Genomic DNA, 16,620 nt, shown 5'->3' with positions numbered 1-16,620 from the left:
TACGCCCGGTAAATCTAATGATATCAATAATGCTTTTTTCATTAGCTGCAAAGATAGACTTTTCTATTAATTCTCAAAAATATTTTTTAGACTTTTTAACATTTTTTATCATCTCGTTGTTTTTCTTAACAATTTTTATATTTTTGTTAAAAATCATAAATCATGGATGCTAAAGACAGAATGATTCTAAGTATTCTTCAACAAGATTCTACATTATCAGTGAAAGAAATCTCGGAGAGGATTGGACTTACCTTCACGCCAACTTACGAGCGTATCAAGCAACTCGAAAAACAAAAAGTCATCGATAAATATGTTGCGCTACTTAACCGCGAAAAGCTCGGTCTCAACATCATCGTCTATTGCAACATTCGACTGAAAGAACAATCCAAAAAAGCTTTGGAAGCCTTTGAAGAACACATCGAAAAATTCGATGAAGTGCAAGAAATCACAAGTCTTTCTGGTGAGTACGACTATATGTTAAAAATTATCGCAAAAGACATCAACTCTTACAACGACTTCGCTGTTAATGTCATATCAAATTCGCCGAATATCGGCTTGTATCACAGTTCTATTGTACTGCATGAAGTAAAGAAAACTACTACTTTCAAACTTGACTAAGCCTGAAGTTTCGTAGCAATCTTATGGAATTGGTGCGCAACTTCATCTAAACAAAGATTTCCGATACTGCCTTGGTGGCTGTGTTGGAGATCTTTGATATCGTAATCGAATTCTTCATTTTCGATCGCATTTCCGACACTTACATAAGCATCTCGGAAAGACGCACCAGCTTTTATTTCTTCATTAATCTTCTCAACACTGAAAAGATATTTGTATTTTTCATCTTCTAAAATCCCGTCTTTAACTTGGATGTTTGGAAGTGTATAATTTAAAATTTCTAAACATTCTTTTAAAGAATCGATTGCTGGGAACAAAACTTCTTTTGTCAGCTGCATATCACGATGATAACCTGATGGCAAATTATTAGTCAACAAAATCAACTCATTAGGAAGCGATTGTATACGATTACAACGCGCTCTTACCAACTCGAAAATATCAGGATTTTTCTTGTGTGGCATAATGCTACTTCCTGTCGTAAACTCTTTTGGAAAGCTTATAAAATGAAAGTTTTGGCTTAAATATAAACAAACATCATAACTGAATTTGCTTAAAGTTCCTGCTAAAACTGACAAAGCAGACGCTAACAATTTTTCCGATTTTCCGCGTGTCATTTGTGCATAAACCGAATTATGATTCATGGAAATAAAACCTAATTTGGAAGTTGTACTCGCTCTATCAATCGGAAATGAAGATCCGTAACCTGCCGCTGAACCCAACGGATTTTTGTTAATGATATTCTTAACCGACAACAACAATTCGACATCATCTAAAAGCGATTCTGCATAAGCGCCAAACCACAATCCAAAAGACGAAGGCATCGCAATTTGGAAATGCGTGTAACCAGGTAACAATACTTTCTGATGTTGTTCTGCCAACGAAATTAAGGTTTGGAACAAGGTATCCACCAAAGCAGAAATATTGCGAATTTCTTGTTGCAAATATAATTTGATGTCCAACAAAACTTGATCGTTACGTGATCTTGCAGTGTGGATTTTCTTTCCTGTATCGCCTAATTCTTCAATTAAAATCGCTTCAACTTGAGAATGTATATCTTCTGCTGACTTATCGATTTCGAAATTGCCAGCCCTAATGTCATCTAAAATAGATTCTAAAACCGCCAGCATCGCCGTTGATTCTTCATGAGAAATCAAACCCACTTCTGCTAACATTTTGCAGTGCGCCATCGAACCGATGACGTCGTATTTTGCTAAACGGTCATCAAAATCCAAATCCTTACCAACAGTAAATTTGTTGACTAAATCGTCTGTTTTGCATTGGTCTTTCTGCCAAATTTTTTTCATTTTGTTTCTTAAATTAATAGGTTTTTGGTTATGGGTTTTGGTTGGCTGTTGTCGGTTATTTATGAACAAAATTTTCTCTTTCGTCGAAGTGATAAATCGTAAATATCAACTTGTAAATCACAATATTTCTCGATACGTTTCGCTATTCGAAACGACGAACTTAAAATCGTAAATAAAACTTCGTAAATCTAAAATCAACGTTCCTAAAACCAGTTAGTAGTTGCAGCCCAGCCTGAGCGGAGCTCTTTTTGTTATAGCAATTTCGAGGAATGAGGATTGCAAAACAAAAAAGCGGGAGCGGAGGATGGAAATAGCTGCCCAAATAAAAAAATTATAAAACCTGTTCTAAAATATTGATGTAAATTTCGATTCCATTCTTGATTTCGGCAATGTAAATAAACTCATCTGCCGTATGCGAACGAAGGCTATCGCCCGGCCCCATCTTAACCGAAGTGCACGGAATAATCGCCTGATCGGACGAGGTCGGCGAACCGTAAGTCGTCCTGCCAAGCGCCAAACCAGCCTGTACAAAAGGATGTGCGATTTCGATCTTTGAGGAATTAAGCCTAAACGAACGCGGTGTAAGCGTGGATTTCATTTCGGATTGGATGATGTCGAAAACTTCTTTGTTGCTGTACTCATCGGTCACACGAACATCCAAAGTGAAATTGCATTTCTCAGGTACTACATTGTGCTGCGTCCCAGCGTTAATAACCGTTAGCGTGACTTTGACGTCGCCAAGATATTCGGAAGTTTTCTCGAATTTGTAGTTTAAGATATGTTGCAAATCCGCCATGCATTTCACAATCGCGTTGTCGTCGTTAGGATGCGCCGCATGGGACGCCGTGCCTTGCATTTCGCCATCAATCACCAAAAGTCCTTTTTCGGCAATCGCTAAATTCATTTTTGTAGGTTCGCCAACAATCGCCAATTCTACGTTTGGAAGTTGCGGAAACAAAGCTTCGATACCGTCAACGCCAGAGATTTCTTCCTCTGCAGTTAATGCAATAATCAAGTTGTGAGACAAATTTTCTTTTTCATAAAAATGAAGAAAAACTTGCGACATTGCCACCAAAGACGCTCCTGCATCGTTGCTTCCCAACCCAAAGATTTTTCCGTCTTTTTCGACTGGAATAAAAGGATCCATAGTGTAAGCTTTATTCGGCTTAACGGTGTCGTGGTGGGTATTTAACAAAATTGAAGGTTTGGAAGCATCAAAATTTTTGTTGGTTGCCCAGATATTATTTTTGTAGCGGTTAATCACCACACCTTTCTCTTTAAAAAAACTTTCTATCACCAACGATACGTCGTACTCTTCCTTGCTAAGTGAAGGCGTCGCGATCATCTTCTTGAGAAGTTTGGCCGCGTTGTCGAGTAGCTCGTCGATTTGGTTAACAGATTTCAGTTCCTTGGTTATCATAAATTATATGTTCTTGTAATTGGGTTTCGTTAATTAAAAAAATCTTTTGTACGCCGTTTTTCTTGGCAAGTAAAGCATTTTCGATTTTGGGGAGAATGCCTTTGTGGATTTTTTTCTCTTCTTTAAGTTTTAAAACATCGTCTTCGGAAAGCGCTTCTATCACTGTTGAATTATCATTAACATCTTCTAAAACGCCATCTTTATCAAAACAAAATAATAATTCGACATCGAATTTTTTTGATAAAGCTTGTGCTAAAACTGAAGCAATAGAATCGGCATTCGTATTAAGTAAATCGCCGTGATGATCGTGCGTAATCGCAGAGAAAACTGGAATTAAATCTAATTTTAGAAACTTACGAATGAGTTTTGAATTCACACTTTTACGATTGACATCACCAACAAATCCGAAATCTATCTCTTCGACACTGCGTTTTTCAGCTTGAATTAAATTGGCATCAGCTCCTGTAAATCCCATTGCATCGCAATCTAAATTCTGAAGTTTTGCAACAATGCCTTTGTTGATTTTGCCAGCATACACCATCGTTGCAATGTCTAAAGTTTGCGCATCGGTTACGCGTCGACCATCGACCATCTGTTGTGGCACATGGAGTTTTTCTGCCAAAGTGCTAGTCAACTTTCCGCCGCCGTGCACCAAGATTCGTTTTCCAGAAATGTTAGAAAATTTATTTAAGAATTGATCCAAAGCCTCATCATCATCGATTAAAGCACCGCCAATTTTTATGATATACAATTTTTCTTTCATTTCGGATTTCTATTTATTGATAGAGATTCCCTTCTTTCTACTCGCCTCACCTAGTCTATCGTGTTTCTGTTTTAAAATTTATTTTAATTCATTTAAGATTTCGCTGAAAACGGTTTGTGCCGAGAAAATTCGGTTTTTTGCTTGTTGATAAATAATCGAATGTTCGCTATCCATCACTTCGTCACTCAACTCCAAATTACGTCGCACGGGCAAACAATGCATCACTTTGGCATCGTTGGTTGTTTTCAACTTTTCTAAAGTTAATAACCAATCTTCTTTAACCTCGGGCATTGTCGCGTAATCTTCAAAAGATGACCAGTTTTTAACATAGATAAAATCAGCATCTTTTAGCGCTTCATCTTGGTTATGAACAACTGGCGTATCTTTTACAAAATTTGGATCCAAATCGTAGCCTTCAGGATTTGCAATCACCAAATCAACGTCCAAAGCTTGCATCCATTCGGTAAAAGAATTTGCAACTGCATGTGCAATCGGCTTAACGTGTGGCGCCCAAGTTAAAACGACTTTCGGCTTCTTTTCTTGTTTCCAATTTTCGGTAATCGTAATGCAATCCGCAAAACTCTGCAAAGGATGACGCGTCGCCGACTCTAACGAAACGACTGGCACTTTTGCGTGCTTTTCGAACTGGCTCAAAATGCTTTCTGTGGTGTCTTCTTCTTTGGATTTCATCCCCGCAAAGCAACGCACCGCAATGATATCGCAATATTGATTAAGCACTTCAATCGCATCTTTGATATGCTCGACTGTCCCGCCATCCATCACCGCGCCATCATTGTATTCTAGATTCCAAGCTTCTTGCGCTGCATTCAACACCAAAACATTTAAGCCCAAATTTTGAGCAGCGATTTGACTACTCAATCTCGTTCTGAGACTTGAATTAAGAAATACCAAACCTATTGTTTTTCCATTCCCTTTGTTAGGCTTTGCCAAAGGATTTGCTTTAATTTCTAAAGCCTTTTTTATCATAGATTGAAGATCATTAAGATTTTCTACACTTGTGAAATTTTTCATTTCTTTGAATACAATTTTGATAGGACTTCGTCCCATCCTGTTCTAAATCGTCCCTTAGGGACTTTTTTTAGATTTTATAAAAATTTAATTTAAATTTTGAAGAATATCTTTTAAAGCTGCGATAAAAATATCCGCTTCTTTTTCGGTGATGTTAAGAGCTGGCAAGATCCTCAATACATTTTTGTCATTAGCATTTCCTGTGAATACAAAATGCTTTTTTAACAAAGAAGAACGAACTTCGGCACAAGGCTGATCCAACTCGATCCCGATCATCAATCCACGTCGCCTAATGGATTTTATATGTTTAAAATTTTTGATTTTATCTTCTATATAAGCGCCAACTTTCTCGGCGTTTTGGATAAGATTTTCATTTTTAATAACGTCAAGAACTGCAATACCAGCGGCGCAAGCTAAATGATTTCCGCCGAAAGTTGTTCCTAAAAGCCCATGGCTCGCTTTGAATTTTGGACTGATTAAAACCCCAGCAATCGGGAAACCATTCCCCATACCTTTTGCGGTGGTGATAAGATCAGGCTTCACATCAAATTCTTGATGCGCAAAGAAATAACCAGCACGTCCATATCCAGACTGCACTTCATCCAAAATCATAACCGCATCATTGCTATCGCACAAACTTCTGATACTATGGATGAAGTGTTCATCTGGCAAGTTAATGCCTCCAACACCTTGAATACCCTCAACAATTACGGCACTAATCTCGTTGGTCTTAAATATAGTCTCTAGCGTTTTGACATCGTTCCATGTACATTTGACAAAGTTATCGGAAGCGTTAACTGGCGCAACAATTTTTGGATTGTCCGTCACCGCAACTGCTGCCGAAGTACGACCATGAAACGAGTCTGAAAAATATACAACTTTCTTCTTCCCATTGTGGAAAGATGCTAGTTTTAAAGCATTTTCATTAGCTTCAGCACCAGAGTTACAAAGGAACAAGCTGTAATCTTCGTAACCTGACAACGAACCTAACTTACTTGCCAATTCCACCTGCAAATCATTCTGGACCGAGTTGGAATAAAATGAAATTTTCTCAAATTGATCTTTCAGTTTTGCTTGATAATATGGATGATTGTGCCCAATCGAGATCACCGCATGACCTCCATAAAAATCTAAATATTGTTGTCCTTTGTCATCCCAAACAAAAGCAGCTTTTGCCTTAACTAGATTAATATCAAACAATGGATATACTTCGAATAAATTCATTTTTAATTAAATTTTAAAATGCAATTGCTTTAAGATTAAGACCTAAAGTCTCTTCCCAACCCATTGCTAAATTCATGTTTTGAACCGCTTGTCCTGACGCGCCTTTCAGTAAATTGTCTATCGATGAATGCACTACAATAAAGCCTTTATTTTGTTCAATTTCGATAACACATTTGTTGGTGTTAACGACTTGTTTCATATCTAAATGTCCGTCTGTAACCTGAACAAATTTTGCATCTTTATAAAAGTCCTGAAACAATGTTTTTATTTCTTCTAAACTTTTATCACATTTAATCGTTGAACTTGTGAAAATTCCACGTGCAAAATCGCCACGCCAAGGCACAAAATTCAACTTTACATCATTGGAAGATTTAGAATTTAAATTCATTAAAATCTCTTCTACATGCTGATGTGTCAATGTTTTGTAAGCCGAGATATTATCATTTCTCCAAGTGAAATGTGTTGTCGATTGCAACTTTTGTCCAGCGCCAGTAGAACCTGTAATCCCAGTTGTATAAACATCTGTCAAAAATCCCACTTCTGCCAAAGGCAACAACGCCAACTGAATGGCCGTTGCAAAACATCCAGGATTGGCTATACTTTTCGTTGATTGGATTTGGGTTTTGTTGATTTCTGGAAGTCCATAGATAAATTTTCTATCATTAAAATGTGCTTCTAAACGGAAATCGTTTCCTAAGTCAATAATTAAAGTCTCAGCGTCAATCGCATTTTGAGTCAGCCAATTTTGGCTTTCTTTATGTGGAAGACACAAAAATAAAATATCAACTTTTTGAAAGTCATTCGTTAAAACAACATCGCAAATCCCCGCTAAATCTGGATATAACTCTGAAATCTTAACACCTGAATTTGAACGGCTGAAAAGACAAGTCATTTCAACTTCTGGGTGATAAGCCAAAAGACGAATCAACTCACTTCCCGTGTACCCGTTTGCTCCGATGATGCCGACTGTTTTTTTCATTTTTAGTTTTTTTGATTATTGATAGAAGTAACCTTGTATCCTTTGTTAAATCGTCTCGTTTTAGATAGAAGTCCCCTCCTATTCTTTATTAAATTATCTTTAGTAATAGGAGTCTCCTCCTATCCTTTATTAAATCGTCCCTTCGGGACTTATTTTGCAATTATTTTTTTTGCAGCGAATTGCACGCAGCCCGACCTGAACGGAGCTCTTTTCTTTTTTTTTCAAAAAAAAAAGAAAAAGCGGGAGTGGAGGGCGGAAATGCTGCCCAAATTTTTAAAACCTTAACTGTTTATTTGATGATAAATCGTTAAAGCATTGCTCAATACTTTGGTAAATCCTTTAACATCATCTCCCGTCCAAGCGCGATTGGCTTCGCCATAACTTCCGAATTTATCGGACATCAAATCGTTATCTGACTCAATTCCGTTTAAAACAAATCGGTAAGGATAAAGCGTTATAAATACTTTTCCGTTAACCGTCTTTTGAGAATCATTAAGAAAAGCTTCGATATTTCTCATCACTGGATCTAGGAAAAGCGCTTCGTGAAGCCAGTTTCCGTACCAATCTGACAGTTGCGACTTGATCGTTTGTTGGTACTTAGAAAGCGTATGTTTTTCTAAAAGATGATGCGCCTTAATTGTCAACAAAGCCGCGGCAGCCTCGAAACCAACACGACCTTTGATCCCCACAATCGTATCGCCAACATGGATGTCGCGACCAATGCCATAAGGACTTGTCAGAGATTCGATCTTCTGAATCGCAAAAACCGAATGCGCGAAAGTTTCGCCATTAACAGCAACAACTTCACCTTTTTTGAATTCAATTTCTAATATGGCAGGTTCTTGTTTTTCAACTTGTGACGGAAAGGCATCTTCGGGAAGACTATGACGAGATTTCAAAGTTTCTTTACCACCAACTGAAGTTCCCCAAAGTCCTTTGTTGATCGAATATTGCGCTTTCTCGAAATCAATATCGAAACCGTGATTTTTCAAAAACTGAATTTCTTCTTCTCTCGATAATGACATATCACGAATCGGCGTGATAATCTCCATCTCTGGACACATTACTTGGAAAATCAAATCAAAACGAACTTGATCATTCCCCGCTCCTGTACTACCATGCGCAATCGCTGACGCTCCAATTTCCTTAGCATACTTCGCAATATTTTGCGCCTGAACAGTTCTTTCCGCACTTACAGAAAGTGGATATGTATTATTTTTTAGAACATTTCCGAAAATCAAATATTTAACACAATCGTTATAATATTCTTTTTCAGCATTTATAAATATATAAGTTGCAACGCCTAATTTCTCCGCTCGAGATTTTAACTCAACCTCATCAGCTTCATTAAAACCGCCTGTATTAACCGTCACCGCGTGAACTTCGTTACCTAAAGTTTCGCTTAAATATTTTGCACAATAAGAAGTGTCTAGTCCTCCACTAAATGCCAACACTACACCTTTCTTCATCTTTTGTATTTTTTGTATAATTAGAATTAAATAAAATTTTCTTCTTGCTTGGCGAGTACAACATCGCTGTACACAAACAATTTTCTCTATTTTTACTCTTCAACACATCATAATTGACACAACTTTTGCAACCTTCCCAAAAAGTTTCATCTTTTGTAATTTCGGAATATGTTACAGGCTGATAACCCAAATCGGAGTTAATCTTCATCACCGCAAGTCCTGTTGTTAAGCTAAAAATTTTAGCTTCTGGAAATTTGATGCGTGAGAATTCGAAAATCTTAGCTTTCATCATTTTCGCTATACCTCTTTTCCTAAAATTAGGAGAAACAATCATCCCAGAATTCGCTACAAATTCGCCATCACTCCATACTGACAAATAGCAAAATCCTGCCCAGCGACCATCTTCTTCGATCGCTAAAACCGCACTTCCTTCCAGCATTTTTTGACGCAAAAAGTCAACTGTTCTTTGCGCAATGCCCGTCCCTCTAATTTTGGCCGAGTCCGCCATCTCCTGTTTGATTTCCTCTGCGTAATGCAAATGTTTTTCTGAGGAAATTTCTATTTTCATTGACTTATATCTAATTAAAGACGCAAATATAAAACATAATTTCTTTTAAAAACAAATTATTTAGATATTTTTTGTTTATTAAATTTTTATTAAAGATATTTTATCTATTTAATCTTAAAACATATTTTTGCTAAATTATTATATATTTGCTAAAATAATATAGTTATATGAAGTCTTGCCCAAAATGTAATCAAAACAATGTCGTAAAAAGTGGAATAATTAACGACAAACAACGTTTTCTGTGTAAAGATTGCAACTATTATTTCACGGTTAAAAAACTAGGAAAACAGATCGACGATTATTACGTAACAAAGGCATTACAGCTGTATTTGGAAGGATTAAGTTTCCGCGAGATCGAGAGAATTATTGGTGTATCACACGTTACAATCAGCTCGTGGATAAAGAAATACAACATCACAAGACCACCTCACTCCGACTTTCACCCAGTGTATAAAATATTGAAACAAAATGAGTTAATTGAATATCTTTCGCAAGAAAATAATATCAAAAACTCGGGTTTAATTATTACTGAATTTGCAGACAAATACATGCTCATTAAATGGGAAAGATTCAAGAAATAGGTAAAAATATTTGTTTAAAAAATTCACTAAAATATAGTCTTAGCAAAAATATATATTAAATTTTCGTAAACGAATTATTAATTACAATTTGGCAACACCAAATTACACATCAAATAATTAATAATTCATGAAAAATATAATAAAATCATTAACGATATTATCAATATCATTAATACTTTCACAAACAAAAGCACAAGACAGCATTAGCACTTCTGACCTTCTCAAACGCATCGAAAGCTTAGAAGCAGAAAAAAATAAAATCAAAGAATGGGAAGTTTCGACTTATGGTTGGGTAAGGACGGAATATAATTTTGACAGTCGACAGTCTGCCTACTCTCGAGAATATAATCTCAACCTTTATCCTCTGGATGAAAAACTAGATGCTAACGGCAACGATATCAATAGCGCTGCGGCCAGCAATTTTTTATCCATCACCACTAGAGTCGGCCTCAACATAAAAGGGCCAAATGTTTGGGGCGCAAAAGCAAGTGGAAAAATTGAAGCTGACTTTTTTGGAAATACTGAAATCAATAAATCTTCGGCAGGAAGTGGAAGCATCGGGCTTCTAAGATTGCGACACGCTTACGCTACTTTGGCTTGGCCAAAAACGAGTCTAACATTTGGACAAACTTGGTATCCTTCTTTTATCCCAGAAGTTTATCCAGGTGTTGCGAATTTTAATACAGGTATTCTATTCAATCCTTTTGGATGGGCAGGTCAAATAAAACTTACTCAAAAATTAACAGATGACTTATCTTTTACCGCTGTTGCTTATAAAGATCGGGAATTCCAGACGGCTAATGCCACGGGCGCTTTTACAAATAGCGCAACAATTAATTCGGTGATGCCAACGTTCCACGGACAACTTCAATACAAACATAAAAATATTATCGCTGGTATTGCAGCAGAATATCAATCATTAAAACCTGTTATCGAAAGTAACAATCTGGTCTCAACCGAGAAACTAAACGCTGCTGCTTATTTAGCTTACTTCAAATATTCTGATTCTAAATTCTCTGCTAAACTTTATGGGATAACTGGTGGAAATCTTCATCATCTTGTTATGATTGGAGGCTTTGCTGGTTACGAGCAAGCCAATGGTCAAGAAAGCTACAAGCCTACAAAAACGTCATCTTTCTGGCTTGACCTTGCAAGTAATAATGAAAAAATAGCACCCGGAATTTTCTTTGGATATACCAAAAACTCTGGCGTAGACGAGGGATACAAAAACCTTTACATGCGAGGTATCTCAGGAACTAGACTTCTAGATAACGTATGGCGCGCTTCTGTCCGCCTAGAATTTAAACAAAACAAATTTAACATCGCACCAGAACTAGAATATACAGCCGCAAAATATGGTGACACACAAAATGATGCAACAGCTGGCGGAAGAATAACAAATGTCGGCAACTTCCGAGCTATGCTTCGTGTGATGTACTCATTTTAATACTATTTAAAAAAAATACTAAATCCAAAATCAAACTAATATGAGCGAACTACAACAAGATTCTTACGAAAACATGAGTGAGAAGCAAAAAAACAAAACGATCTGGAGCGTTATTACAGCTTCCTCATTAGGGACTTTAATAGAATGGTATGATTTCTACATTTTTGGAAGTCTTGCCGTGGTGCTGTCCACAAAATTCTTCCCAGCAGATAATCCTACAGCGGCGTTTCTTTCGACCTTAGCAACTTTTGCGGCCGGATTTGTCGTAAGACCTTTCGGTGCATTATTCTTTGGACGATTAGGCGATATGATTGGCAGAAAATATACGTTTCTGGTGACTTTACTTATCATGGGATTTTCAACATTTCTTATTGGTTGTATTCCATCTTATGAAACCATAGGTTTTATGGCACCTGTATTAGTTTTAATCCTGAGACTTTTACAAGGTTTAGCACTTGGTGGCGAATATGGTGGCGCCGCAACTTATGTTGCAGAATATGCACAACCGCATCGTCGTGGTTATTGGACATCATGGATCCAGACTACTGCAACGGTTGGACTTTTCATTTCATTAATTGTTATTTTAATTACAAAAACAACGCTTTCTCATGATGATTTTGATACTTGGGGATGGCGAGTTCCTTTTTGGATTTCAATATTAATGGTTGGTGTTTCTTACATCATTCGTAAAAACATGAAGGAGTCTCCACTTTTTGCTAAAGCTAAAAAAGAAGGAAAAACATCAACTAACCCACTTAAAGAATCTTTCGGAAATCGTTATAATTTCAAATTTGTCTTGTTAGCATTATTCGGTGCTGTTATGGGACAAGGTGTTGTCTGGTATACTGGGCAATTCTACGCTATGAGTTTCATCCAAAAAGTAATGAATGTTGACTCGGCACAAGTTGACTCGTTAATGGCGATTGCATTACTACTTGGTACACCGTTATTTGTTTTGTTCGGATGGTTATCGGATAAAGTTGGACGAAAACCGATTATGTTAATCGGGATGTTAATTGCGGTACTTTCTTACAGACCAATCTATGATAAGATGTTTAAATCCGTTAATCTCGAAGGAAAAGTAGTTGCTACAAATGGTATTAAAGAATCTCGAACTTCCAAAATCCATGACAAAATTGCTGGCGACAGTATTATAACTTATCATAAAGAAACCAATTATACCGACGGTTTTAAAGTTAAAAAAGACAGTGTCGTGCATTGGTCTTCTTTAGCAACGCCTGTCTTAAAAGATAACAAACCTGAAGTTGCGACTGTTAACACAACAATTTCAATAAATGATGATACTAAGTGGCTGCTCATATTTTTGGTTTTTATCCAAGTTGTCTTTGTAACAATGGTTTATGGTCCTGTAGCAGCATTTTTGGTTGAGATGTTCCCGATCCGAATTCGTTACACCTCCATGTCTTTACCATATCATATCGGAAACGGAATTTTCGGAGGACTTTTGCCCGCAGTTGCAACTTATCTGGTTACAGCTGGTAAAGAAGCTGGACACGCACAATGGTATCTAGAAGGTCTTTGGTATCCTATTATTGTAGCGTCTGTCTGTTTAGTAATTGGTCTTATCTATTTAAAAAATAAAAATAACATCAAAGATTAGGTTTGAAATCACAAATCAAACTCAAAAATTCTTAACTTTAAAACAATCATTATTATGGATGGATTAAAAAAAATATTAGGCATCGTTTGGATACTTTTAGCTTTAGTTGTCGGTTATTTCGGGATTACAGAAATGGGGATTCCAAAATTAACATCAGGCAAACAAGAAGATTTGGTATTTGGGATTATTATCTTATTTATTTTAATGCCAATTATATCTGGTGGATTAGCAGTTTTTGGATATTATGCTCTATCGGGCGACTATTCGAAAGACAAAATGTAATATTCATTTCCTTTGAAAACCACGCAAAGATTTTGGTCTTTGTGTGGTTTCTATAAAAATATGAAAAAACGACACGAACAGAAATTAGTTTTACTTAGTTTCGCTTTACTTCTCTTGTTTAGCGCACCAATCATATTGCTTTTCAATTCTTCGAACAAGCTTTTTGGGCTTCCTGAAATATACACTTACCTATTTGGCGTTTGGATTTTTTCGATAATATTTTCATTAGTTGTTATAAAAAAGTACGATGAATAGTCTTGTTCTGTTTGCAGTTGTTATCGTCTATTTGGCTTTGCTTTTTTTCGTGGCGCATCATGCCGAGAAAAAGAAAAGTAAAATATGGGTTAACAATCCCTACATCTACTCACTATCTATCGCTGTATATTGTACGGCTTGGACTTATTATGGCAGTATAGGTGTAGCCGTTAATCAGGGTTTACAATATCTAGCGATCTATATTGGACCCGTTATCATCATCCCAGCTTGGATTTTTATAAATTCTAAAATTATTCGTATTGCAAAAGTCAACAAAATAAGCAGTATAGCAGATTTCATTTCATTAAGATATGGGAACCGCCGTGGCTTGGGTGCGTTGATAACCTTGGTATGTATCTTTGCAATTATCCCTTACATAGGACTTCAGATTAAAGCAATTTCAGAAACCTTTCATCTACTAACTGATACACCGACTTCAAAAAACATATTAACAGATAATGCAACCTATGTCGTTATCATGATTGCAATGTTCGCAGGATATTACGGAACACGATATGTTGACGCCTCCGAAAAGCGTCTTGGCATCATCGCTGCTGTTGCTTTAGAAAGTCTATTAAAACTCATTTTCCTCGTACTGTTAGGCGTTTTTGTGACTTACTTTGTCTACAATGGTTACAGCGACATCTATGACCAAGCTTCCAAAATTGCAGATTTTAATGCTAAAAATACGTTCAACGGACTTGGCGGAAGTTTTAATTGGCTGATTATGTGCTTACTATCAATATCTGCTTTTTTCCTTTTGCCGAGACAATTCCATACAAGTATCGTTGAAAACAGACAAGAAAAACATCTGAAAACCGCACTTTGGTTTCTTCCATTATATCTTTTGGTTTTTAATCTTTTTGTATTTCCAATTGCGTGGGGCGGCCGCGTTTTATTTGATGGACAAGCGGTTAATCCAGAATTTTATTCTATTTTAATCCCATTACATTTTGGGAAAGAATGGATTAGTGTATTGGTATTTTTAGGAGGATTAAGTTCGTCCATTTCGATGATTATTATCTCTGCGCTTAGCTTGTCGATTATGCTTTCTAACAATCTTATTATACCTTTTGGTTGGATCGGAAAATTTAAAGAAAACCAAGCTTCAGAAAATACGCGAAGCATAACCAATATTAGAAAAGTTAGTATTTTTATTCTTGTTGTTATATCTTTTATTTTCTACAGATATTTCATTTTGGATAATTCATTATTTTCGGTAGGTCTTATCTCCTTTGTATTAATTGCACAATTGGCACCAGCATTTTTTGGTGCGATATTCTGGAAAAGAGGAAGTTCGAAAGCCGTAATTATTGGACTAATTGCAGGTCTTATAATTTGTTATTTTGGGTTAATCTTACCACAATACTACTTTTCTTACAACCACGAGTTCAAAGGTTTTTTAAGAGAGCTTTACAACACTTTTGCAATATTCAACATTCCTTATTTTGATAGGATAAGTCAAATTTTCTTTTGGTCCCTTTTGGTTAATACTGGACTTTTCACTTTTATTTCGGTAAGTCTTAAAGGTGATTATAGAGAACGAAACTTCGCCGAACTTTATGTGGACATCGACAAGTATATCCAAAATCATGAAAATGCTTTTATATGGCGCGGAACCGCTTATGTTTCTGACATCAAAAATATTTTAGTAAGATTTTTAGGTATTCAAAAAACGGAACAAGCTTTCCGTGTTTTTAATCTTAAATATAATATTAATAACCAAGTAGAAACGGCTGATTCTCGTTTTATTAAATTTTCTGAAAACCTTCTGGCTGGTCGAATTGGGACCGCTTCTGCAAAAATCTTGATCGAAGGTGTGACCAAAGAAGATAAAATTTCGTTACCTGAAGTTCTTAACATTCTTGAGGAATCAAAAGAAAATATTATCACCAACAAAAAACTTACTGAAAAATCAAATGAGTTAAAATCGCTTTCAGAAAAACTACAAATTGCGAACGAGCATCTTATCATTAAAGACAAGCAGAAGGACGATTTTTTGGATAGTGTTGCACATGAATTGCGAACGCCGATAACTGCCATTCGTGCTGCTGGCGAAATCCTCGCCGATGATGATGATATGCCTTCCGAAATTAAAAAAGAATTTCTCAATAACATTATTACAGAGTCTGACAGACTTAGCGAAATCATCAACGATATTTTGTATCTTGATAAACTGGAACACGGCAAAACACCTTTGAATATTGGCTTTAACAACATAATCGAAACTTATCAAAAAGCAGTAAAACCTTTGTTACATTTAATAAACAGTAACGATATCCATTTGAGTTTGGTGAATCTTTTGTCTGTCGAAAACTTCCATTACGACGAAGCGAGAATGATACAGGTTTTTCAAAATATTTATGGCAACGCACTAAAATTCATCGAAGAACAAGGGATGATACAAACTAAATTTTTAATACAAAACGATAATCTCAACATTAAGATATTTAACACTGGAAAACATATTCCAGAAACCGATTTGGATTCGATATTTGACAAATTTTATCAATCCAATAATCAAAATATTATCAAACCAATTGGCAGCGGACTTGGGCTTGCCATTTGCAAAAATATAATGCTGGCGCATGGTGGCAACATCTATGCAGAAAATAGTGGTCTAGGCGTTACTTTTAACATCAACCTTCCCACCAATCAACAACACGAAAACATAAAAGAGGAATTATGAAAACGATTTTGATAGCCGATGACGAACACAAGATTTTGATGTCGTTAGAATATAGTTTTAGGAAAAATGGATACAATGTCTACATTGCCAGAGACGGTTCCGAAGTTTTAGAAATCTTGAATACGCTGACACCGGACTTCATTCTGCTAGATATTATGATGCCCAAATTGGATGGTTATTCTACTTTAGAAGAAATAAAAAAACAAGATAAACTGAAAAGTACTAAAGTCGCTTTCGTTTCTGCTAAAAACAATCCTGAAGATATTCAGAAAGCTTATGATTTGGGAGCAGATGCTTATTTTACAAAACCATATTCGGTTAAACAAATTATCCAACAAATCGACGAGTTAATCGACAATAATCACTAACTACTA

15 protein-coding genes are annotated in these 16,620 nt (G+C 36.1%); 7 read left to right on the top strand and 8 right to left on the bottom strand.

The features are described 5' to 3' along the window. Positions 1–162 precede the first annotated feature (162 nt). Positions 163–618: an Lrp/AsnC family transcriptional regulator gene (locus RT037_RS02135; protein ID WP_313027815.1), complete on the top strand. Its 456-nt coding sequence runs from the start codon at positions 163–165 to the stop codon at positions 616–618. Here the strand turns inward: RT037_RS02135 and argH are convergent. From argH to RT037_RS02095, 8 genes are all read right to left on the bottom strand, one after another. Beyond that, a complete protein-coding gene (gene argH / locus RT037_RS02130) occupies positions 615–1,919 on the bottom strand; it encodes an argininosuccinate lyase (RefSeq protein ID WP_313027814.1) in 1,305 nt (434 codons plus the stop codon). The genes RT037_RS02135 and argH overlap by 4 nt on opposite strands. Before the next feature lie 331 nt (positions 1,920–2,250). Then, the gene (locus tag RT037_RS02125) at positions 2,251–3,339 is read right to left on the bottom strand and encodes a M20 family metallo-hydrolase (protein ID WP_313027813.1); all 1,089 of its coding nucleotides are present in this window, start codon (positions 3,337–3,339) and stop codon (positions 2,251–2,253) included. Then, a complete protein-coding gene (gene argB / locus RT037_RS02120) occupies positions 3,311–4,102 on the bottom strand; it encodes an acetylglutamate kinase (protein WP_313027812.1) in 792 nt (263 codons plus the stop codon). The genes RT037_RS02125 and argB overlap by 29 nt, the downstream gene beginning before the upstream one ends. A gap of 78 nt (positions 4,103–4,180) precedes the next feature. Next, positions 4,181–5,134 (bottom strand): acetylornithine carbamoyltransferase, encoded by a 954-nt coding sequence (locus RT037_RS02115; RefSeq protein ID WP_313027811.1) that lies wholly within the window; start codon positions 5,132–5,134, stop codon positions 4,181–4,183. Positions 5,135–5,218: 84 nt separating this feature from the next. After that, positions 5,219–6,355 carry an aspartate aminotransferase family protein gene (locus RT037_RS02110; protein ID WP_313027810.1) on the bottom strand — a complete coding sequence of 379 codons (1,137 nt, stop codon included), beginning with the start codon at positions 6,353–6,355 and terminating at the stop codon, positions 5,219–5,221. A 13-nt stretch (positions 6,356–6,368) separates the two neighbouring features. Next, positions 6,369–7,334, bottom strand: coding sequence for an N-acetyl-gamma-glutamyl-phosphate reductase (argC, locus tag RT037_RS02105; RefSeq protein ID WP_313027809.1), 966 nt, complete (start codon positions 7,332–7,334; stop codon positions 6,369–6,371). A 281-nt stretch (positions 7,335–7,615) separates the two neighbouring features. Next, positions 7,616–8,803 carry an argininosuccinate synthase gene (locus RT037_RS02100; protein ID WP_313027807.1) on the bottom strand — a complete coding sequence of 396 codons (1,188 nt, stop codon included), beginning with the start codon at positions 8,801–8,803 and terminating at the stop codon, positions 7,616–7,618. Beyond that, positions 8,775–9,371, bottom strand: a complete 597-nt coding sequence (locus RT037_RS02095) for a GNAT family N-acetyltransferase (RefSeq protein WP_312323837.1) — start codon at positions 9,369–9,371, stop codon at positions 8,775–8,777. The genes RT037_RS02100 and RT037_RS02095 overlap by 29 nt, the downstream gene beginning before the upstream one ends. A gap of 167 nt (positions 9,372–9,538) precedes the next feature. On the opposite strand from RT037_RS02095, the gene RT037_RS02090 reads away from it, so the two are divergent. From RT037_RS02090 to RT037_RS02065, 6 genes are all read left to right on the top strand, one after another. Continuing rightward, on the top strand, positions 9,539–9,952 hold the full coding sequence (locus RT037_RS02090; RefSeq protein WP_079666268.1) for a terminase gpP N-terminus-related DNA-binding protein: 414 nt from the start codon (positions 9,539–9,541) through the stop codon (positions 9,950–9,952). A 127-nt stretch (positions 9,953–10,079) separates the two neighbouring features. Then, positions 10,080–11,399: a hypothetical protein gene (locus RT037_RS02085; protein ID WP_313027804.1), complete on the top strand. Its 1,320-nt coding sequence runs from the start codon at positions 10,080–10,082 to the stop codon at positions 11,397–11,399. Between the two features lie 40 nt (positions 11,400–11,439). Further along, positions 11,440–13,020, top strand: a complete 1,581-nt coding sequence (locus RT037_RS02080; protein ID WP_313027803.1) for an MFS transporter — start codon at positions 11,440–11,442, stop codon at positions 13,018–13,020. A 54-nt stretch (positions 13,021–13,074) separates the two neighbouring features. After that, positions 13,075–13,302, top strand: coding sequence for a DUF6814 family protein (locus RT037_RS02075; RefSeq protein ID WP_312323249.1), 228 nt, complete (start codon positions 13,075–13,077; stop codon positions 13,300–13,302). A gap of 247 nt (positions 13,303–13,549) precedes the next feature. Continuing rightward, on the top strand, positions 13,550–16,246 hold the full coding sequence (locus tag RT037_RS02070; RefSeq protein ID WP_312323250.1) for an ATP-binding protein: 2,697 nt from the start codon (positions 13,550–13,552) through the stop codon (positions 16,244–16,246). Then, complete coding sequence (locus RT037_RS02065) at positions 16,243–16,614, top strand: response regulator (protein WP_313027802.1); 372 nt, start codon at positions 16,243–16,245, stop codon at positions 16,612–16,614. The genes RT037_RS02070 and RT037_RS02065 overlap by 4 nt, the downstream gene beginning before the upstream one ends. Positions 16,615–16,620 lie beyond the last annotated feature (6 nt).

The sequence above is a fragment of the Soonwooa sp. genome, assembly GCF_032062245.1.
In the GTDB taxonomy this organism is placed as follows: domain Bacteria; phylum Bacteroidota; class Bacteroidia; order Flavobacteriales; family Weeksellaceae; genus Soonwooa.
This window is presented reverse-complemented; position numbering and strand designations above follow the sequence as displayed.